21 protein-coding genes are annotated in these 20,405 nt (G+C 60.1%); 15 read left to right on the plus strand and 6 right to left on the minus strand.

Annotation, left to right across the window (positions count from 1 at the left end; translation table 11 throughout):
• Positions 1-5 precede the first annotated feature (5 nt).
• On the plus strand, positions 6-644 hold the full coding sequence (locus QTL56_RS11265; protein WP_245135588.1) for a class I SAM-dependent methyltransferase: 639 nt from the start codon (positions 6-8) through the stop codon (positions 642-644).
• Between the two features lie 33 nt (positions 645-677).
• Here QTL56_RS11265 and QTL56_RS11270 read toward each other — a convergent pair whose 3' ends face one another.
• From QTL56_RS11270 to QTL56_RS11290, 5 genes are all read right to left on the minus strand, one after another.
• Positions 678-1,355 (minus strand): maleate cis-trans isomerase family protein, encoded by a 678-nt coding sequence (locus tag QTL56_RS11270; protein WP_245135586.1) that lies wholly within the window; start codon positions 1,353-1,355, stop codon positions 678-680.
• 6 nt (positions 1,356-1,361) lie between these two features.
• Positions 1,362-2,477, minus strand: a complete 1,116-nt coding sequence (locus QTL56_RS11275; RefSeq protein ID WP_245135583.1) for an ABC transporter ATP-binding protein — start codon at positions 2,475-2,477, stop codon at positions 1,362-1,364.
• 68 nt (positions 2,478-2,545) lie between these two features.
• Positions 2,546-3,616: an extracellular solute-binding protein gene (locus QTL56_RS11280; protein WP_245135582.1), complete on the minus strand. Its 1,071-nt coding sequence runs from the start codon at positions 3,614-3,616 to the stop codon at positions 2,546-2,548.
• Positions 3,617-3,659: 43 nt separating this feature from the next.
• On the minus strand, positions 3,660-4,454 hold the full coding sequence (locus tag QTL56_RS11285; RefSeq protein ID WP_229576207.1) for an ABC transporter permease: 795 nt from the start codon (positions 4,452-4,454) through the stop codon (positions 3,660-3,662).
• Positions 4,451-5,407: an ABC transporter permease gene (locus QTL56_RS11290; protein ID WP_245135580.1), complete on the minus strand. Its 957-nt coding sequence runs from the start codon at positions 5,405-5,407 to the stop codon at positions 4,451-4,453. Before QTL56_RS11290 ends, QTL56_RS11285 begins: the two co-directional genes overlap by 4 nt.
• A 207-nt stretch (positions 5,408-5,614) precedes the next feature.
• Here QTL56_RS11290 and QTL56_RS11295 point away from each other — a divergent pair, with 207 nt between their 5' ends.
• Both QTL56_RS11295 and QTL56_RS20925 read left to right on the plus strand, forming a co-directional pair.
• Entirely contained in the window at positions 5,615-6,520 is a 906-nt protein-coding gene (locus QTL56_RS11295; RefSeq protein WP_229576209.1) for a LysR family transcriptional regulator, read from the plus strand.
• A gap of 150 nt (positions 6,521-6,670) precedes the next feature.
• A complete protein-coding gene (locus QTL56_RS20925; protein ID WP_370660359.1) occupies positions 6,671-6,781 on the plus strand; it encodes a hypothetical protein in 111 nt (36 codons plus the stop codon).
• An 83-nt stretch (positions 6,782-6,864) separates the two neighbouring features.
• On the opposite strand, the gene QTL56_RS11305 is transcribed toward QTL56_RS20925, so the two are convergent.
• On the minus strand, positions 6,865-7,572 hold the full coding sequence (locus QTL56_RS11305; protein ID WP_289393184.1) for a GntR family transcriptional regulator: 708 nt from the start codon (positions 7,570-7,572) through the stop codon (positions 6,865-6,867).
• Positions 7,573-7,763: 191 nt separating this feature from the next.
• Between QTL56_RS11305 and QTL56_RS11310 the strand changes: the two genes are divergently transcribed.
• From QTL56_RS11310 to QTL56_RS11365, 12 genes are all read left to right on the plus strand, one after another.
• Complete coding sequence (locus QTL56_RS11310; protein WP_245135576.1) at positions 7,764-8,423, plus strand: aspartate/glutamate racemase family protein; 660 nt, start codon at positions 7,764-7,766, stop codon at positions 8,421-8,423.
• Positions 8,420-9,799: a dihydroorotase gene (locus QTL56_RS11315; RefSeq protein WP_245135574.1), complete on the plus strand. Its 1,380-nt coding sequence runs from the start codon at positions 8,420-8,422 to the stop codon at positions 9,797-9,799. Before QTL56_RS11310 ends, QTL56_RS11315 begins: the two co-directional genes overlap by 4 nt.
• Positions 9,796-10,191: a VOC family protein gene (locus QTL56_RS11320; protein WP_245135572.1), complete on the plus strand. Its 396-nt coding sequence runs from the start codon at positions 9,796-9,798 to the stop codon at positions 10,189-10,191. Before QTL56_RS11315 ends, QTL56_RS11320 begins: the two co-directional genes overlap by 4 nt.
• A gap of 46 nt (positions 10,192-10,237) precedes the next feature.
• Complete coding sequence (locus QTL56_RS11325; RefSeq protein WP_245135570.1) at positions 10,238-11,806, plus strand: ABC transporter substrate-binding protein; 1,569 nt, start codon at positions 10,238-10,240, stop codon at positions 11,804-11,806.
• A gap of 83 nt (positions 11,807-11,889) precedes the next feature.
• Positions 11,890-12,855 (plus strand): ABC transporter permease, encoded by a 966-nt coding sequence (locus QTL56_RS11330; protein WP_245135568.1) that lies wholly within the window; start codon positions 11,890-11,892, stop codon positions 12,853-12,855.
• 7 nt (positions 12,856-12,862) lie between these two features.
• Positions 12,863-13,735 carry an ABC transporter permease gene (locus QTL56_RS11335; protein ID WP_229576216.1) on the plus strand — a complete coding sequence of 291 codons (873 nt, stop codon included), beginning with the start codon at positions 12,863-12,865 and terminating at the stop codon, positions 13,733-13,735.
• 17 nt (positions 13,736-13,752) lie between these two features.
• Positions 13,753-14,733, plus strand: a complete 981-nt coding sequence (locus QTL56_RS11340) for an ABC transporter ATP-binding protein (RefSeq protein WP_245135566.1) — start codon at positions 13,753-13,755, stop codon at positions 14,731-14,733.
• On the plus strand, positions 14,730-15,758 hold the full coding sequence (locus QTL56_RS11345; RefSeq protein WP_245135563.1) for an ABC transporter ATP-binding protein: 1,029 nt from the start codon (positions 14,730-14,732) through the stop codon (positions 15,756-15,758). Before QTL56_RS11340 ends, QTL56_RS11345 begins: the two co-directional genes overlap by 4 nt.
• Positions 15,755-17,224, plus strand: a complete 1,470-nt coding sequence (locus tag QTL56_RS11350) for an ABC transporter substrate-binding protein (RefSeq protein ID WP_245135561.1) — start codon at positions 15,755-15,757, stop codon at positions 17,222-17,224. The genes QTL56_RS11345 and QTL56_RS11350 overlap by 4 nt, the downstream gene beginning before the upstream one ends.
• The gene (locus QTL56_RS11355) at positions 17,221-18,681 is read left to right on the plus strand and encodes an amidohydrolase family protein (RefSeq protein ID WP_245135559.1); all 1,461 of its coding nucleotides are present in this window, start codon (positions 17,221-17,223) and stop codon (positions 18,679-18,681) included. The genes QTL56_RS11350 and QTL56_RS11355 overlap by 4 nt, the downstream gene beginning before the upstream one ends.
• Positions 18,678-19,607: a dihydrodipicolinate synthase family protein gene (locus tag QTL56_RS11360; protein WP_245135557.1), complete on the plus strand. Its 930-nt coding sequence runs from the start codon at positions 18,678-18,680 to the stop codon at positions 19,605-19,607. Before QTL56_RS11355 ends, QTL56_RS11360 begins: the two co-directional genes overlap by 4 nt.
• Entirely contained in the window at positions 19,607-20,389 is a 783-nt protein-coding gene (locus tag QTL56_RS11365; protein WP_245135556.1) for an SDR family oxidoreductase, read from the plus strand. Before QTL56_RS11360 ends, QTL56_RS11365 begins: the two co-directional genes overlap by 1 nt.
• Positions 20,390-20,405 lie beyond the last annotated feature (16 nt).

Below are 20,405 nucleotides of genomic sequence, written 5' to 3' on the forward strand. Positions count from 1 at the left end.
TGGAAATGTCGTTGTCAAAGCAGCAGAAGTTCTGGAACCGTATTGCTGAACGCTATGCTGCACGCCCGCTCAAAGACGTAGCGGCCTATGACGCCATGATCGGCGACGTCTCATCGCACCTCAAACCCGCAGACCACGTCTTGGAACTCGGTTGCGGCACAGGCGGCACCGCCATCCGGCTGGCGCCCTGCGTGTCACACTGGACGGCGACAGATTTCTCCGCCGAGATGATCAGGATCGCTCGGAGCAAGCCAGCGGGAGACAACCTGACCTTCAAGGTGGCGGACGCCGAGAATGCCTATGACGGTGGTCCATTCGACGTCATCTGTGCCTTCAACGTTCTGCACCTGGTGGAAAACCAGCCAGCCGCCTTGGCGCAGATCTTCGCCAACCTGAAACCTGGCGGCCTGCTCATCTCCAAAACCTGGTGTTTCGCCGATCTGAGTTTCAAGTTTCGTCTTCCGTTTCGTGCGCTGCAGTCGGTAGGCTTATTTCCTGCGGTCAAGCCGCACAGCATCTCCGACCTTCGGCAGTCGATGACAGATGCTGGTTTCGAGATCACAGACGAGCGGCTCTTTGGCAAGCATCCGCAAAACCCCTATATCGTCGCGCGCAAGCCTGAGCCGCAAGATCTGGCTTCGTGACCGAAGACCCACTTTCCTTCCAGTTTTCGGGAATCAGAGCACCTGTGAAATGGCATCCTGGGTTCCGAGGGTCGTTGAATCCAGAACCGGAATCCCGAGGGTTTTGGAAAGGTCAGTTGCAAGGCGACTGCCTGCGAGGTTCGTGCTCCAGATCAGCACGGCATCAAGCGGGGCTCTGGCCAGTTCCTTCACAAGACGGTCCAGCGTCTCGCTTGAGACCATCGATGCTTCAAAGTTGTCTGTGATGCCAAGATTGCGGCCCGCGACGATCTCGATACCTTCGCCGCCGAAGGTCTGCACGAGCCGCTTGCCTTCCAGCTCATCGCCCTGAGCAAGCAATCCTATTTTCTTGAGGTGATGCCGGTTGAGAAAGCTGGAGGTCGCCAAGGCTGTAGTCGTGGCGGGGATTCCAGTCTGCTCCTCGAGCATGTGACACAACTGTCGATCGGGCTCAAAGCCCAACAGGGCGCCACGTGTTGCATTCCAGAGGATGATTTGGGGCCTGGCCTGGGCGAGCAGGTCAGCGGCCTGCCGAAAATGGGCGAGAGCATAGCCCTCCGGCGGATGGCCATCGTAGGGTACCCGGGAAAAGCAGGCATCGAGACCCGGGTAGTCGGCAATAATCGTCTGCGTGATCCGCTCGACGACGCGATTTGATGAGGGAAGTATGACGCCGATAGCTGGAGCAGGCAGGGAATGCGACATTGTCATTGGTGATCACTGCTCCCGGACGATCAACGTCCGCTCAGAGGACCAACTGGCGGTCCAGACATCGCCCAGCTGAGGCGTGTTGGCGCCGAGGCTGTCGATCGGCAGCGAGCAGATGAACTCGGTGCCTTGTATCTCCAGCCAGATGGAAAGCGCCTGCCCCTTGAAGACAGTTCGAATGACCTGGCCTCTGACGGTATTGACTGTCTCACCGGATGTCTCGACAGGCGAAAGCCGGATACTTTCCGGCCGCACCGCCATGATAGCCTGTTGACCGACACCCAGCGCGCTCGGCAGAAGGCTTTCGAATATCTGTCCTGTAGCGCTTCTCAATAGGGTCTTGTCTTCCTGCTTGCCGATAATGGTTGCGGGCATGAAATTTGATGTGCCGATGAAGTCTGCGACGAAATGCGATGTCGGACGCTCGTAGATTTCGCGGGCCGAGGCGACCTGCTCAATACGGCCGCCCCGCATGACGGCGATCTGGTCTGCAAGGACCAGCGCCTCCTCCTGGTCGTGGGTGACGAGGATTGTGGTCAGCCCGAGCTCGTTGCAGAGTTGGCGCAACTCGATCTGCATGGCCTCGCGCAGCTTCTTGTCGAGCGCACCGAAAGGTTCGTCCAGAAGCAGGACCTTGGGGCGGTAGACGATCGCGCGGGCAAGCGCGACCCGCTGCTGCTGACCACCGGAAAGGGCCGCCGGCATCCGGCCCTCGAAGCCGGTCAGGTGGGTCAGGGCCAAAGCCTGTCTGGCTCTCTGCTCCGTCTCCGCTCTGGAAATACCTCGCATCGACAGGCCAAAGGCAACGTTTTCAAGCACGGTCATGTGCGGGAAAAGCGCATAGTTCTGGAACAGCATGCCGATATTGCGCCGATGGACTGGAAGATCCGTGATCGGCTTGCCGTCGATGGAGATGTCGCCGGATGTTGGCTGGACGAGGCCGGCGACCATCCGCAACGTCGTGGTTTTGCCGCAGCCGGAAGGACCAAGAAGCGCAAGGATCTCGCCGCTGCGGGCTTCCAGTGTGACGTCGCTGACGACCTGGTTTCCACCATAGCTACGGCTGATGCCGCTGAGCTTGACGCTGCCACCGCCGATTTTTGCGGTTATCGCAGGATTGTCCATCGGCTCTTCTCCATCGACTTGGATTGTTGGCGGCCGGCCCGCAAGGCCAACCGCACTCTTTGTGGCGATCAGACAGCGAAGATGCCGTTCATCTTTTCGGTCCAGGCTGAGCGCTGGGCATTGATGAATTCCCAGTCGGGCGTGAACAGGCCGCGCTTGTCCATTTCGGCGAGCGGATAGGCGAGATATTTGAGGGTTTCGGGCGAGAATTCGATGCCGCTGACCGGCGGAGCGGTCAGGGCGAACTCGCTGAATTCCTTTTGGGTTTTCTGCTCCAGCATGCGGTTCATGAAGGCGACGGCGACATCCCTGTTGGGACCACCCTTGACCAGAACCTGGCAATTGTTGCCGGCAAAGCTGCCTTCCTTCGGGAAGCTCATGGTCACCGGAGCGCCCTTGGCAGTATACGGATAGACGTATTTCGACAGCTCAAGAAGACCGATGTCGGCCTGGCCCTGTGCCACTTCGTTGGCGGCCTGCGGACCGTTGTCGAACAGGTTCATGATATTCGGCTTGAGTTCGGCGACCTTGTCGAAGCTGTCGTCGATCAGGTACTGGGCTTCGGCGAAAGGCTTGCCCGACTTCACGGCTGCGGCGACGATCAAGAAGAAGACCGATGGGGTATTCTTGGGGCTAACCAGCTTGAGCTTTCCGGCATATTCTGGCTTCCAGAGATCAGCATAGCTGTCCGGGGGCGTGACCGACGTGTTGTGGAACATGCTGCCGACGGAGATCGCAAGCGCGGTTGCCCAGCCGTCGAACCCGAATTTTGGGTAGAGGTTGGCCATCGCCGGCATGTCGCCCGCCGGAAGCTGCTCGATCAGGCCTTCCGACTTGCAGATGGGAATGGCAACGTCATCAATGAACATGACCGAAAACTTCGGATTGTCCTTGGTCGCACGCATCTTGCCGACATTTGCAAGGGTGAAGCCTTCTTCGGCGATCACCCGGCAGCCGAAATCCTTCTCGAAGACCGGAATGATCTCTTTCTTGACGAACTCGCCCTGCGAGCCGCCCCAGATGCCGATCTGGATTTCCTTATCCACGGCCCAGCTATTGCGTACGAAGCCCATGGGGGCTGCCAAGGCGGTAGCGCCCAGTGCCAACTTGCCGAATGTGCGTCTTGAAATATTGGTCATATCATTTCCCCTTTTATGGTTGAGCGAATTTTCTTGAGCGCGATCAACTCGCCAAACGGGCAAGGCTGATCCCGAAAACCTTCTCGATGACGAGCACGAGAAGAAGCGCGAAGATGATCATCAGCGAGGCGATGGCAGCGATCGACGGATCGAAAGAGCGTTCGATGATGGTGTAGAGGTAAAGCGGAATCGGGAAATGGTTGCCGTCGGCAAGCCACATCGAGATTGGGTAATCGTCAAAGGAGACGATGAAGCAGAAGATGCCGCCGGCCAGAATACCGGGCCGAACCTGCGGCCAGATCACTTTGGTGGCAACGAGATGCGGCGCTGCGCCCAGCACCGAGGCCGCATCCTCGAGGTTGCGGTTGACCAGCACAAAGCTCGCAGACACCGACCGGATGACATAGGGCAGGCAGATCACCGTGTGGCCGATGACCAGCTGCAGCATGGTGGCACGCGAAGCCATCATCGAGAACAACTGGAGAAGTGCGACACCGGTGACGATCAGCGGCACGATGAGCGGCGACAGGATGACGCCGAGCACCATATCTTGCCCCGGCACCTTGAAACGGGTGAGGCCGACTGCGCAGGGAATTCCGAGGATCAGCGATACGATCGTGACGATCGCGGCCAGTTCCAGGGAGAACAGGAAGCTGCCCTGTGCTTCCGGATTGGTCAGCACCGCCGCATACCATTTGAGGGTGAAACCCTGCGGCGGAAAGACGATGTAGGCTGTGTCGGAAACCGACATCAGCAACGGCACGATCAGGGGGGCGACGACAATCAGCAGGATGATGCCGACAACAATCTTCAGGAGTGGGCTGACGGTCTCCGTCATCGTGTGGCCTCCGTCCAGCGGGCGAAGCGCCGGTTGACGATTTTGAGGAAGACGAGATTGGCGCCAAGCACCATGGCAATCAGCAGCGTTGATATCGCCGCGCCGAAGGGCCAGTCGTTGAGTGTCAGGATCTGCTGTTCGATCAGCGTGCCGAGCAGTGGCGAGAAATTGCCGCCGAGAACCTGCGGTGTCACATAGGCGGCCGAACTCAGCGAGAACACCAGCGAAGCACCGACGGCAAGTCCCGGAAGGCTGAGCGGCAGGATCACCCGCAGGAAGACGCGCAGCCGCGTGGCGCCGGCAACGCGGGCGGCTTCCTCGACCGTCCGGTCGATCCGGGCGATCGCCGAGGCCAGCGGCATGACCATGAAAGGCAGATAGACATGCACGCACGCAATCAGCACTGCCCATTCGGTGTAGAGGAGAACCGGCGGATTGCTGATGCCGACCAGTTTCAACAACCAGGCCAGCGCACCGGTCTTGTTGAGGATGGCCTGCCAACCGTATGAGCGGACAACCACATTGACCAGAAGCGGGGCAAGGATGGTGAGAGTGACCAGCCTCGCAAGTGATGGCCCACCGCGGGCGATGGCAATGGCGAGCGGGTAGGCGAAGATCGCGGCGCAAACACTCGTCAGCAATGCGATGCGGATGGTGCGCAGCAGGATGCGGAAATACAGATCCGAGGAAAATAGCCGAGTATAGTTCTCGAGGGTAAACCCCTGCACCATGGTGCCGTTGATGCTGTGGGCCGAAAAGCTGGAGAAGATCATCACGAGCACCGGCCAGAGAAACCACACCGCGAGAAACAGAAGCGCTGGCAGAACCAGAAAGATGCCGGTGTGGCGGGTCGATGAAAACGCCGACCAGAGCCATTCAGTGAGCCTGGAGAGTGTACCGGCATCGTGCCGGTCGGTCGTCTCGCCGACCTCCGCAGTGGTGTCAAACATCATCGTTCTGTCCACGCTCCGCATCCAGGCACCTCGTCGGACTGTTCCTGAAGGTCCAGTGCGCTTTGTTCGATGCTCCGACAATCGGTAAATTTCCCGTTGCCGTCTATCGCAGAATAGGCAATCATCCATTCGAATAATTAGAATGATTGCGAGAGTGAGGCTATGCGCGGATCCCTGGTGCCAGCGTCCTTGCGTTATGCGGATCAGGTGGCCCGCTCCGGATCAATCCAGAAGGCGGCCAAGGAGTTGAACGTTGCGGCATCCGCCATCGATCGGCAGATCCTGTTGCTGGAGGCGGATTTGGGTGTGGAGCTGTTTGAACGCATGCCGCGCGGCATGCGACTGACTGCCGCCGGCGATGCGCTGATCGCCTTGGCCCGGCGCTGGAAGAGCGATGAGCGCAAGGCGGCTTCGGATATCCGGCAGTTGCAGGGCATCCACCAAGGGCATGTGCGGCTGGCGGCAATGGACAGTCATGCCAACGGCTTCCTGCCACTCTTCATCGAGAAGCTTGCGATAGAGCACCCGCGAATTTCTCTCGAGGTCGAGATTGCCAGCCCCGACAATGCACTGTCGGCACTGGTGGCCGGCGATGTCGACATCATCGCCGCGTTCAATCTTTCCCCGCGGCGTGACGTTCACGTACTTTGGAGTGCCGACCTTCCATTGGGCTGTGTCGTCGCCCCGGGGCATGAACTTGCGAATGGAAAAACGACGAGCCTGCAGGAAGCGGTTCATTATCCGATTGCCCTCCAGAGCAAGGCATTGTTCATCCGCCGCTATCTCGATGCCCGTTATGGCTGGCTGTTCACAGACCCGCAGAAGGCCGTGGTGACCAATTCCTTGCAACTCGTCAAACAGCTGGCGTGCAGCGGTCGCTACATTGCCTTCACCTCGGAGCTGGATGCTGCGCCGGAAATCACCGAGGGTTCGCTCATTTTTCTGCCCGTCCGTGACAAGGGGGCGGAACCCCAGACGGTCGGCTTGGCGATTGACGCACGAAAGCCACTGTCCCGTATCGGCCGAATTGTGGCGGATATGCTGAAAGACGAAATCGAATTGTGCCTCGAACGAGTACGCCTGACGCGCCCGCGTCACACTGAGACATCTTGAACCGGGGCATTCCGCTTGTGATCCTTGCGGGGAAGAAGTGAAGAGTTCGATGAAGGGCTCGAAGCTTTCGGAAGCGCAGGTCCGGCAAGTGCGCACAAGACGGAAATTTCCGATGTGACGGTCCGCAATTGGCGCAAGACGTATGCGGGCATGATCCAGTCGGAGATGAGGCATCTTCGCCAGCTTGAGGAGGAAAACGCCGAGCTCACGAAGATGCTGCCGACCTGTCGCCGACCAAGGCCCTGCTGCAGGATGTGCTGACAAAGCTCTGAGGCCTGCCAGCAAGCGCAAGCGTGTCGACAACAGGCAACCTTAAGGAAGTAGGACGGCCCCGCCCACCAATATCACAGCGTCAAAGCAGTAGTGTCGCTCGAAATTAGCGCCCTCAGAATACCTTTCTGGGTGTGCTCGCTATGCTCCACCATAGCGGCTCGTGCGAGATCGGGATCCCGCAGACGTAGCACATCGACAATACGCCGATGATCGGCGCTGGTTTCCGGATTGACGTCTCGACTGACGGCGCCGAGATAGAAGAGACGCGTGCACTCATCAAGATGCGCAGCGACCAGCGCCAACAGCCTGCTATTGTTCGCTCCCTCGGCGATCGCAAGGTGGAAATCGCGGTTAGCCTTGACGAAAGACTGTACGCTCTCGCCCTGCTGCGGATCGTAGCGAGCCTCCGCCAGAGCTTCGAGCCGATCAAGGTCTGCAGCGGATAGATTGAGAGCGGCCATAGCGGCGGCCGTGCCCTCGGTCATCGCGCGGATAGCAAAGAGATCGTTGATGTCCTTTACCGTCACGGGCGTGACCCGGTAACCTCGTCTAGGAAAAGCTTCGATCAGGCCTTCCGCCACCAATCGACCAAGCGCTTCCCGCACCGGCGTCTTGCTCATGGCAAGCTGCTCTGCCAGTTCGAGCTCCGAAAACTCGGCCCCGGGCCTTAAGGAGCCGGAGAGAACCCGCGCACGCAGAGAAACATATGCGGTCTCCGTCAAGGAAATTTTCTTCTGCCGGGCCGGCGAGTTATCACTTTCGACGCTAAGGCTCTGCAAGACGGCTTCTCTCCAAGCTCGATGGGTTCTGTCGGACCCGCTCGTGGATCATATGGCTTCACGCCCCTTTCTGTCTTCCTCCACTTTTTCTGACTTCGCAAGGCAGCCAGCCTTTGACATGAGATATTTCGTAGTATACCACAAGAGATATCACAGTTTGACGGCACGGGAGAGCCGTATTTGGAGGAACCGTGGCGCAGATCCTGGTGATCAATCCGAACAGCTCGAAAGCCGTCACACGCTCGATGGAGGCGTGCCTGAAACCGTTCGAAGGCAATGGCCATGAGATCCACTGCACTGAGCTCGAAGGCGCACCGACTGGCATCGAGACGGATGCCCATGTGGCCGAAGTCGTACCGTTGCTGGTTGAGGCCGTGCAGACGGCGAGAGCAGACGCCATCGTGATCGCATGCTTCTCAGATCCCGGCATTGCGGCCGTGCGAGCTGCCACGAATGTCCCGGTCGTCGGCATTGCCGAAGCGGCCTATCTGACGGCGCTCGGCCTTGGACAGCGCTTCGGCATCGTGTCGATGGGCCCGTCCTCGATTGGTCGTCACCGGCGCTACCTTGAGGCGCTGCAACTCGATCGCAGGCTCGCAGGCGATCGATCGATCGACATGACCGTTGCTGAACTCATCGCACAGGACGCGGTCATGCCCGTCACACGCATTTCCTCCGTGCTTCGTGATGAGGACGGTGCCGAGGCAGTCATCCTCGGCTGCGCCGGCCTCGGAACCTACCGGGAGGCTTTGCAGACGGCGCTGGGTTTGCCCGTCATCGACCCGGTTCAGGCCGGCGTCGCCCTTGCCTGCATGCAGGCTGAACTAGGCTACCGTGGGAGAGTGTCGTGAGCATTGATCTCGTCATTCGCGGGCGGATCGTCACGCCCCAGATGACTATTCCCAATGGCTGGGTCGCTATCTCAGGCTCGCTCATCCACGCAGTCGGAGAAGGGGATGCCCCGGCCGCAGCCACCGTTCGCGATGCTGGAGACGCTTTCGTATTGCCGGGCATCATCGATGGACAAACGCATGCGGGTAGCTATCTCGGCCTCCCGGGGATCGAGCCGACGACCCGATCCGCCATTGCCGGCGGGGTCACGACGATCGTCGACATGCCCTATGACAACCCGACCCCGCTGAGCGCCCGGGAGCACCTGGACGCCAAGGTCGAAGCCGTCGAACGCTTCGCCCATTGCGATGTCGCGCTCTACGGGACTGTCATGCCAGGGCAATCCGTCGACGAGATGCGAGCGCTTGCCGCTGGTGGCGTCGTCGCCTTCAAGATCTCCGCTTTCGAAAGCAGTCCGACCCGTTTTCCGAGGATCGATGCGGCACTCGCCCTCGACCTGCTGGAAGCGCTTTCGGCAACCGATCTGCCGCTTGGATTGCACAACGAAGATCAGGAAATCGTACGCTCACGGGTTTCGCGCGCAAGAGCTGAGGGGCGAAACGGCATTACCGCTCACTCGCCGAGCCGGCCCGAAGTCGCAGAACTGGCATCAACCGTGCATTTCCTCGAACTCGCTGCCAATGCCGGTGGGCACGCACATATCGTGCACATCAGCACGCCGCGCGGCTTCAAGCTGGTCGACAATTATGTGCAAGAGGGTGTCAGGGCGACCGGCGAGCTCTGCGTCCACTATCTCTGGTTCGATCCCGAACGCGACGGTGAAGAGCTCGGCGCGCGGATGAAGGTAAACCCACCCATTCGGCCCGGTCAGATCGATCGGCTCTGGCGGGAACTGATCGAAGGCCGGATCGCCTTCGTCAGCTCAGATCATTCCAGTTGGCCGATCGACAACAAGTTCACCGATAGCATCTTCGATGCCGGTGCCGGCGTGCCCGGAATGGAGACGCTGTTGCCTGCCTTCTTCACCGTCGCAAAGGAGCGCGGCGTTGATGCAGCTCATTACTGCGCTGAATATCTCGCCGAACGTCCTGCGCGCTTCTTCGGCCTTTATCCGCGCAAGGGTGCCCTCGTCCCCGGTGCCGATGCTGACATCACGATCCTCGCCGAGGGGGACGATGTCTGGGACGCCAGTCGCGCCCAGGATGGCCTCAACTGGAGCCCTTACGACGGACGGCGCTTCGCCGCCCGGGTGGCCGCAACCTATCACGCCGGCAGGCTCGCCTATGACGGCCGTGCAGTCCTCAATACGCCCGGCAGCGGACGCTATCTGCGCCGCGGCGAAAGCAAATGGTTTCCGCAGGATCTCACAACATGACACAGCCCCCCGCCCGGCCCGATGACGGTATAGTCGAGAAGGCTATCACCTTCCTCTATTACGTCGATCTTCCCCGTGCATTCGGCTTCTACACAGAAGTTATGGGATTTCCGCTCGAGATCGATCAGGGGTGGTCGAAGATCCTGAAGATTGCCGAGCATGCCTATGTCGGCCTCGTGGACGAGACCCGAGGAATGCATCGCGCCAATCCTATCAAGCCCGTGCAGCTTTGCATCCGCGTTCCAGATGTCGATGCCTGGCATCGCTTTCTCTCGAGCCAAAACGCGACCGGGCTGACCGAACCAAAGGACAGCGTCTCCTTGGGAATTCGAGCCTTCGTGCTGGAAGACCCGGAAGGCTACCAGATCGAGGTGCAATCCGTACTTCGGTGAAAACGCGCATGCAAACGTGTCGGCATACCAAAAAGGGGAACTAAAAATGCTGAATCTTCGCATGAAATCCGGACGCATCGTGGCACTTGCCGCTTTCGTCCTCCTGAGCTCGACGGCCTTGGGCGGCCTGGTCCAAGCCAAGGAACTGACCGTCGGCCTGACGTCGGACGCCGTCAATCTCGACCCCCAGGCAGGCGAGGAGTTGTCCAGCAACATCCTCTTCTACCACATCTACGATCCACTGGTCCGCCGCAATGCCGACCTGTCCTTCGGACCCGGCCTTGCAGAAAGCTGGGAGCTCAAGGATGACACGACCTGGATGTTCAAGCTACGCCAGGGCGTCAAGTTCCACAATGGCGAGGACTTCAAGGCGTCCGATGTTGTCTTCACCCTGGACCGGCTGAAGAAGTCGCTGATGGCCAATCTTGGCGCCAACATCGCCTCCTTCACAGCGGTCGATGATTACACTGTCGAGATCAAGACTCCCAAGCCCTACGCAGTCCTGCCGAACGATCTGGCAGCCGTCCTGATCCTCAGCGAGAAGTATGCGAAGGAAGTGGGCGACGAGCAGGTGGATTTGAAGCCTGTTGGCACCGGCCCCTACAAGCTGGTCGAATGGATCAAGGAAGATCATATCACGCTCGCCGCCAATGCTGACTATTTCGCCGGCGCGCCTGAGATCGACGAGGTCACGTTCCGCCCGATCACCAATGGCGCCACCCGTACGGCAGCCCTGCTGACCGGCGAAGTCGACGTCATCCAGGATCTCAACGTCCGCGACGTCGACCGCGTCAAGGCAGATGACCGCTACAAGGTCATGTCGAAGCCAAGCCTGCTAAACGTCGTGGTGTCGATCGACCATCGTGAGAAGAGCCCTACCATCGCGCTCGACAAGAACCCGATGATGGATCGTCGCGTCCGTGAAGCCATGGTTCGCGCGATCGACGTCAATGCGATCAGCAAGATCATCATGAATGGCCTGTCGACGCCGTCGGAGCAATATGTCCCTGCTTCCCATACGGGCTATGTCGACGGTGCAAGCTTCCGCGACATGTATCCCATGGATCTTGAGAAGGCGGCAGCGCTCATGGCCGAGGCCGGCTATGCCGATGGCTTCACGGTGACCCTCGACACCACCAACAATCGCTATGTCAATGACCAGCAGATCGCGCAGGCACTTGCTTCGATGCTCGGCAAGATCAAGATCGATCTCAAGCTCAACCTGATGCCGAAGTCCAACTTCTTTGGCTACATCCGGGTACCCAGCGAGCAGTCGAGCATGATCATGAGCGGCTGGGACGTTCCGTCTGGTGACGGCGGTTCGATGTACAGCGTGATGTTCTACTCGCGCGACAAGAAGGAAGGCTATGGTCAGGTCAACCGCGGATCTTATTCCAATCCGAAAGTGGACGAACTGATCGACAAGGCTGATGCAACCTCCAAGCTCGAAGAGCGCGACGGTTACCTGCAGGAAGTCACCAAGATCCTGATGGAAGACATCCCGATGATCCCGATCCACTACGAGCAGGATCTTTATGCGGCAAAGACCAATGTCGAGATGACACCGCGTGCGGACAAGTTCCTCTGGGCCTACGAGATCGACATCAAGGAATAACCCCAACCCGAACGAGCGCGGGGCTGTCGACCTTGAAAGGGGACAGTCCCGAATTTCTCACTTCTTCATGACGGGACACTGCCTTGCTGGGTTACACGATCAAGCGGCTCCTGCAGATGGTGCTGGTACTCTTTTGCGTATCGGTCATCGTCTTCCTGATGATGAGCTTTACCGGCGATCCCGTCTTCATGGTGATCCCGATTGATTCCACCACCGCCGAGATCGAACAGGCCCGCCGTCTCCTGGGTCTCGATCGATCCCTGGTGAGCCAGTATTTCATCTTCCTTGGCAACATGTTGCAGGGCGATTTCGGGCGTTCCTATGTGTTCCGACAGCCGGCCATGGACCTCATCCTGGAGCGTCTACCGGCAACGATCGAAATGGTGCTGGTAGCAATCATGCTGGCGACCGTGATTGCCGTCCCGCTCGGCGTCTATGCCGGGGCCAATCCAAACAAGCCGGTTTCTCGCGGCATCATGGCGGGCTCGCTGCTCGGCATTTCCCTCCCAGGCTTCTGGGTGGGCATGATGCTGATTTTCTTCTTATCTGTCCGCTATCAGCTTCTGCCCTCCTCCGGACGCGGCGATACGGTGGAAATCTTGGGCCTGCGCATATCCATCTTCACGGCGGACGGCTGGTCCCACATCATCCTGCCATCCGTGACACTGGCGCTGGCCACCCTTGCCATCATGCTGCGCATGACCCGTGCGGGCATGATGGAGGTGATGCGTCAGGACTATATGCGGTTTGCCCGTGCAAAGGGCGCGTCCCGCCAGAACATCCTGTTCAGGCATGGCCTGAAGAACGCTCTCATTCCGGTCGTCACGATCTTCGGCCTGCAGCTCGGGGACCTCATCGCTTTTGCAACGATCACCGAAACCATCTTCGCATGGCCTGGGACCGGCAAGCTGCTGATCGATTCCATCTACCGCGGGGATCGCCCGGTCATCGTCGTCTACCTGATGCTGACCGCGTTCATCTTCGTTGCCATCAATTTCATTGTCGACATCGTTTACACGCTGATCGACCCGCGCATTACCGTGAAGTGAGGATGGCATGACCGGGTTCTTCTCTTCGGAATTCTTCTTTCACTACCGCCGAAACCTGCCGGCGGTCTTCGGAAGCGTACTGCTCGTCTTCTTCGCCCTGCTTGCGACCTTCGGGCCACTTCTCGTCGCCCAGGACCCCTATGACGTTTCGCAGTTGGAACTGATGGACAGCTTCAAGCCGCCGGTATGGCTCGAGGGCGGGGATGTCAGATACTTGCTCGGGACAGATGGTCAGGGCCGCGACGTCCTTGCATCCATTGTCTACGGTGCGCGAATTTCCGCCTTCATCGGCCTCGCCGCCATGATCTTCTCCTGTGGGATCGGGACCGCACTCGGGCTGATTTCCGGTTACTACGGGGGGATCGTCGATAGCATCATCATGCGCATCGCAGACATCCAGCTGTCGTTTCCCTCGATGCTGATTGCGCTTTTCCTGATGTCGGCATTCGGAACCGGCATCGGCATGGTTCTCATCGCCCTCACCGCCGTCGGCTGGGTGGTTTACGCCCGCACCGTTCGCGGATCGACCTTGAGCGAAATCCAGAAGGAATACATTCAGGCGGCAAAGGTGGCGGGGCTTGGAAACGGCGAGATCATCCTGCGCCACGTGCTGCCAAACGTGATGACGCCGCTCATCGTGGTTGCCACGATCCAGGTCGGCACCTTCATCCTGATCGAGGCATCCTTAAGCTTTCTCGGTGTCGGCGTCCCCATCACCGAGCCTTCGCTCGGCCTGCTCGTAAAGGAGGGCTTCGATGTCCTGTTCTCGGGCATCTGGTGGACCTCTGCCTTCCCCGGTCTGTTCATCATGTTCCTCGTCTTCGGCATCAACCTGTTCGGCGACTTCCTGCGGGACGAACTCAATCCGCGGCTGAGATGACGAAGGAGACAGCGACCATGGGCGAAGCACTTCTCGAAGTCCGGGATCTCAAGACACATTTCCATACCTTCGGTGGCGTGGTGAAAGCCGTCGATGGCGTGAGCTTCGACGTTCGCCCGGGAGAGGTCGTCGGCCTCGTCGGCGAGTCCGGTGGCGGGAAATCGGTAATCGGCTTTTCCATTCTCGGCCTGATCGATCCACCCGGACGGATTGAGGCCGGCCGTATTCTCTTTGCTGGCGAAGATCTGACCCGCAAGAGCGAAGACCAGATGCGCGCAGTGCGCGGCGGCGAAATCGCCATGGTGTTCCAGGACCCCATGACGTCTCTCAATCCGGTCTACACGGTCGGACGCCAGATGGACGAAATGCTGCGCCTGCATACCGACCTCGATCAGAAGGCGCGGCGTGCACGCTGCATCGAGATGCTCGAGGACGTCGGCATCTCGGAGGCCGCCAGCCGGCTCGACGCCTATCCGCACCAGTTCTCTGGTGGCATGCGCCAGCGCGTCGTGATTGCCATCGCCCTCCTGGCCGGTTCCCGCCTGATCATCGCGGACGAACCGACCACGGCCCTCGACGTCACCGTCCAGGCCCAGATCTTGAAGCTCATGCGCCGCCAGATCCTTGATCGCGGGGCCGCCATGATCCTTGTGACCCACGATCTCGCAGTTGTCTCCGAGATGGCGGACCGGGTGGTCGTGCTCTATTGCGGAAAGGTAGTGGAACGGGGCCTGACGACGGAGATCATCCAGTCCCCTGCCCATCCCTATACGCGCGGGCTCTTGGACAGCATTCCGAAGATCACCGATCGCCGGGCACGTCTGAGCCAGATTCCAGGCACCGTGCCGGACATCCGCACCCTCGGCCAAGGGTGCAGCTTCAGGGATCGGTGTTTCCGGGCCCAGACCATCTGCACTGAACATACACCGGTCCTGTCTCCGGTTCGCGGATCGCTGGACGCCGCATGCCACTTTCCTCTGGAGGAGACTGTTCCATGACGCCCCCCGTACTCGAGGTCCGTGGCCTGGTGAAAGCCTTTCCAGTTGGAGGCATTTTTGATCGGCTGCAATTCGGAAAAGGAAAGCTGCTTGCCCCCCAGAAGCAATTGCGCGCCGTGAACGGAGTCGACTTGTCGATTGCCCCCGGCGAAGTCATGGCCCTGGTGGGCGAATCCGGCTGCGGAAAGTCGACCGTGGCCAAAACCATCGCCCGGATCTACGAGCCGACCGCAGGCGAAATCCGGATTGATGGCGAAGACATCTCCCGCATGAAGTTTCGGGAAATGCGTCCGATCCGCCGCAAGCTGCAGATGATCTTCCAGGATCCATATGCCTCACTCGATCCTCGGCAGCGGGTCAGGGACATCGTGATGGAGCCGAGACGCGCTCAAGCCGGGGGCAAGATCAGTCGACGCGAACTCCATGATGAGGCGATCGCACTTCTGGCGAAGGTTGGCCTCAATGCCGAACAGGCGGGACGCTACCCGCATCAGTTTTCGGGAGGTCAGCGGCAGCGGATCGGCATCGCCCGCGCATTGTCGGTCCGGCCAAAGATCATCATTGCCGACGAGCCGGTATCGGCGCTCGACGTCTCGATCCAGGCGCAGATCCTCAACCTGATGATGGACCTGCGCGACGAGTTCGGCCTCTCCTATCTCTTCGTCTCGCACGACCTCTCGGTGGTTCACCACATCGCCGACCGGATCGGCGTCATGTATCTCGGCTTCATGGTGGAGACGGCCAGCCGCGACCAGTTGTTCAGCCAGCCGAAACATCCCTACACGCAGGTTCTGCTCTCGGCCGCGCCGACCATCGACAAGTCGCTGGCTAAGCCGAAGATCGAGATCGTCGGCGAAGTGCCAAGCGCACTGCGCCTGCCCTCCGGCTGCTGCTTCAGAACGCGCTGCCCCATGGCATTCGATCGATGCGCGGTCGACCGTCCGGTGTTGACGCCCCAGCCGGATGGCAGCGCCGTCGCATGCCATCTCCATGATCGGAATGATGCCGAAAGGAAAAGCCAGTGAGTTCGTCCGCCGTCATTGTTCAACCGCGCCTCGCCGTCGAAGATCCGCATGACTGTACCGATGCGAATGACATGCTGGCTGTATTCGACGCCCTGTTCGACGGACTTGTGCGCTATGGCAAGGATGGTGGCTACGTGCCAGCGCTGGCAAGCTCCTGGGATGTCACACCGGATGCGCGACACTGGACATTCAGGCTAAGGGAAGACTTGAGCTTTCACGATGGCAGCCCATGCGATGCGGCGGCCGTCTGCCAATCCCTGACACGCATGGCCCGTCCCGACAAAGGCTACACGCTGGGGGCGCCCGGTGTCTGGCATCAGTATCTCGGTGACGCAGAAATCGAGGCAATCGATCCTCACACGGTCGCCATCCGCTTGTCGAAGCCGATCGCCGATCTCCTCGACATCCTGGTTTACGGCTATGTGATCGCTCCCTCCGCACTGGCACGCTACGAGGCAGGAGACACATCACAACCGGTCGGCACGGGCCCTTATCGCCTGGTATCCTACGAACCCGGCCATGCCCTGCACCTCCAGCGTTTCGATGGCTGGCATGGGGAGCGACCAGCCAATGCCGAACTCACCTTCCGCCTGGAACAAAACCGGGAAGCGCGGCTGGACATGCTGATCTCCGGCCAGGCGCAGGTGGCAAACAGCCTTGATTTCGAAGCATCCAAGGCGCTCGAAGATACGGGCCGGCATACGCGGGTCACATCTCTCGTCCCTGTCGCCATCATCTATCTTTTCAACGCCTTCAAGGGACCGCTGACCGACAGCCGCGTTCGCCGCGCTCTCAATCTGGCGATCGACCGCCAGGCCCTGATCGATCGTGTGGTGAGAGGTGCAGCAAAGCCACTGACCGGCTTCGTCAGCCCCGCACATTTCGGCAGCCTGCCATCGGAGGATCTGCGCCCTGATCGCGATCAGGCACAGAGGCTGCTTACCGAGGCCGGCTTCAGCGACGGCCTGACCATCGAGGTCGATTGCCCGACACGCCTTCCCGATGAAGCCGAGGCACTGACGGCCGCTCTTGCCGAGCAGCTTTCCGCAATTGGCGTGACGCTGAACATACACCTCCACACGGACCGCGAGGCCTATGCCCATGGCGTGCGCCTGAAACAGGTGCGCGACATGTGCGTCTTCGATTCAAGCCCCTTGAGCACCTTCCGCATCCTTGCTGAAAAGATCGATCAAAGGGCCAATGGCTCCTGGTGGCTGGGCTTCCACAATGCCGAGGTCGAAGACTTGCTCGATAGGGCACGGGCAACTGTTGATCCAATTGAACGTGCGGAGATCTTCAAAAAGGCCTTCCACGCGCTGCAAGTGGATCCTCCATGGCTCTATCTCTACAATCCGCTGAGGGTGACAGGCCTGTCCGGATCCTGGCCGGACTGGCGCATGCGCCAGGATTGCGTGCTCGACGTGACGCGGCTTCCTGATTTCCAGACCGGGAAGAGAGCACCATGAGGCACGTCGACCTGATCATCATTGGCGGCACCGTCCTCACCATGGACGGCAGTCGCCGCGTCCTCGACAAGGGTGCACTCGCCGTCCACGAAGGTCGCATCGTGGCGGTAGGGCACGCGGTCGAGATCGACAGAGAATACCAGGCCGAGCGGCAGATCGACGCCAGCGGCAAGGTGGTGATGCCCGGAATGATCGACGTCCATGCCCATGCAGGCCACGGCTTGATCAAGACTATGGGCATGGAGCAAGGCAATCACTGGGAAGAGATCTGCAACGCTGCCTATACCGTCGGTTCGACACCGGAATTCTGGTTCGCGGAGGCGCGGCTTGCAGCCCTTGAGCGGCTGCGCTTCGGCGTCACCACCGGCGTTTCGCTTCTCGGTGGCGGCGACACAATCATGCGGACGGATGACGTCGCCTATGGAAGCGCGCATTGCGAGGGCGTCGCTGAAATTGGCACGCGCTCAGTCGTCGCCGTCGGACCAACCCGCCCTCCGCATCCGCGAACCTATGCGTCGTGGCACGACGGCAAGGCGTCAGAAGGGCCCGTGACATACGAGGAGCAGTTGATTGTCAGCCGCAAACTCCTCGAGATGTGGCATGGGCGCGGACGCCTCAACATCGCCTTGCTCACCCCTGTGCTGCGCGACGAACATCAGCGCGACATGTCTGCCGCAGACTACGAGGCTGCGGTCGCTCAGACGAAGACCGTGCGGGCGCTCTCGCGCGAGGCGGGCGTGGTGTTCACCCAGGATGGTCACTGGAAGGGCTCGGTTTCCCGCGCAGAGACGCTCGGCATCCTCGGTCCGGACGCGCTTCTATCTCATGCCATCGACATCACGCCAGAAGAGATCCGCATCATCGCCGACACAGGTACCCGCATCGCCCACAATCCCAGCGCCATCGCCTCCATCCTCGGCCGATGCCCGGCGATCGAACTGATCGAGGCGGGTGCTGTGGTGGCGATTGGCTCCGATGCAACTGCGCCGGACAGATCGGCGGACATGTTCCGGCACATGCAGCAGTGCATGCATTACCACCGCACGCATTTTCGCGATCCCTCCGTCCTGCCTCCAGGCAAGGCCCTTGAAATGGTGACGATCGATGCCGCGACCGCCTTGGGGCTCGACCGGGACCTTGGGTCCCTCGAAGTCGGCAAGAAGGCCGACATCGTGGTGGTCGACATGATGCGCCCGCACCTCGCGCCCTACCAAATGCCGATCTTCCGCCTTTCCTACTTCGCCAACGGCAATGACGTCGACACCGTTGTGATCGACGGGCAGGTTCTGCTCGAAGGTGGCCGCCCCCTGCTGACCGACCTTGATGAGGTCGTCGCGGAAGCCGACAGGCAAGCCTGCCTGCTGATCGAGCGCATGGGCCTCGAAAAGATGATCGGCCAGCCGCACGGCTTTTTTGGCCATGCAAGATACCCAAAACATCAAGGAGACAGCCAATGATGAGGCTGAATGAAAAGGCAAAAGGCGTCTATGTTATCGCCCTCACCCCTTTTACGGAGACGGGTGAACTCGATCTGGATAGCACTGACCGCATGGTCGATTTCTACCTTGAGCGCGGTGCGACTGGACTGACCGTGCTTGGAATGATGGGGGAAGCGCAAAAGCTCACCATCGAGGAATCGCAAACCTATGTCCGACGGATCCTTCGCAGGGTCGATGGCCGCGTGCCTGTTGTAGCGGGTGTCTCTGCTGCGGGCTTTGCCCAGATGCAGGCCTTGACCACGATGGTGATGGATGACGGCGCTGCAGGTGTCATGATTGCTCCGCCATCCTCCCTGCGCAACGATCAGCAGATCGTCACCTACTACAAGCAGGCGGCGGAGTTCATTGGCGACACGCCTTTCGTGCTGCAGGATTTCCCTCTCGTCACAAGCGTCACCATCCCCGTCTCCGTCATCCAGACGATCATCGATCAGATCCCGACCTGCGTCTGCCTTAAACACGAGGACTGGCCTGGTCTTTCCAAGATTACCGCACTCAGGACCGCGTCGGAGCCCCCCGGCAAGAGACGCATATCAATCCTGTGCGGCAATGGCGGCGTCTTCCTGCCGGAAGAGATGGCGCGCGGGGCGGACGGCGCCATGACCGGCTTTGCTTATCCGGAGATGATGCGCGACGTCGTCCTCCACCATGAGCGCGGGGATGCCGAGCGCGCCCAGGACATCTTCGACGCCTATCTCCCACTTGCCCGCTACGAACAGCAACCGGGCCTCGGCCTCTCCATCCGGAAATACATCATGGCCAAACGCGGCGCGATCGCCACGCCGACACTGCGCAAACCGGGGGGATCGCTTTCTCCCGCCGATATCAATGAGGTCGAGCGCCTCATCGCGCGCCAGGACAGAAGATTGAAGGAACTCCGCTGATGGAACTGGGCTTGAAAAACAAAACCGCTCTTGTGATGGGTGCAAGCCGCGGACTGGGCGCCGCGATTGCCCGCGGGCTCGCCGAAGAAGGGGTGACAGTCTATGCCGCCGCCCGCAACATCTCGGCCATTTCGGCCTGGGCATCCGAGCTCGCACCGACGTCCGGTACCGTCATTCCGCTGCAGCTCGACCTTTCCGACATCGACAGCGTGGACGGGGCAATTGCCTCTCTGGTTGCGGCAGGGGGTGTCGACATTCTCGTCAACAATTCTGGTGGCCCGCCGCCGGCTGCAGCCATCGATGCGAAACGAACGGACTGGATCGGCAATTTCGAGACGATGGCTGCCAACATCTTCCATCTGACCACTAGTCTTCTGCCCGGGATGCGGGAAAAGCGCTGGGGTCGGATCATATCGATCGCCTCCTCAGGAGTAGAACAGCCGATCGCACGGCTGGCGCTTTCGAACGGTATTCGCTCGGCCCTGATAGGCTGGTCGAAAACACTTGCTGCGGAAGTAGCCTCAGAAGGTGTCACGGTGAACGTGCTTCTTCCGGGGCGCATTCACACACAAAGGGTGGACGAACTCGATGCAGCCGCAGCCAGCCGTTCAGCCAAGAGTGTCGAGGAGATCGCGGCCGCATCCGCTGCCGGCATTCCGACCGGGCGTTATGGTCGGCCTGAGGAATTTGCCGCAGTTGCCGTGTTCCTGGCCTCCGAGCCCGCCTCGTATGTGACGGGAAGCAAGATCAGAGTGGATGGCGGTGCAATCCGATCCGTCTGAAAGCTAGCCTGGCTGA

Origin of the sequence: Peteryoungia algae (assembly GCF_030369675.1) — a bacterium.
GTDB lineage: Bacteria > Pseudomonadota > Alphaproteobacteria > Rhizobiales > Rhizobiaceae > Allorhizobium > Allorhizobium algae.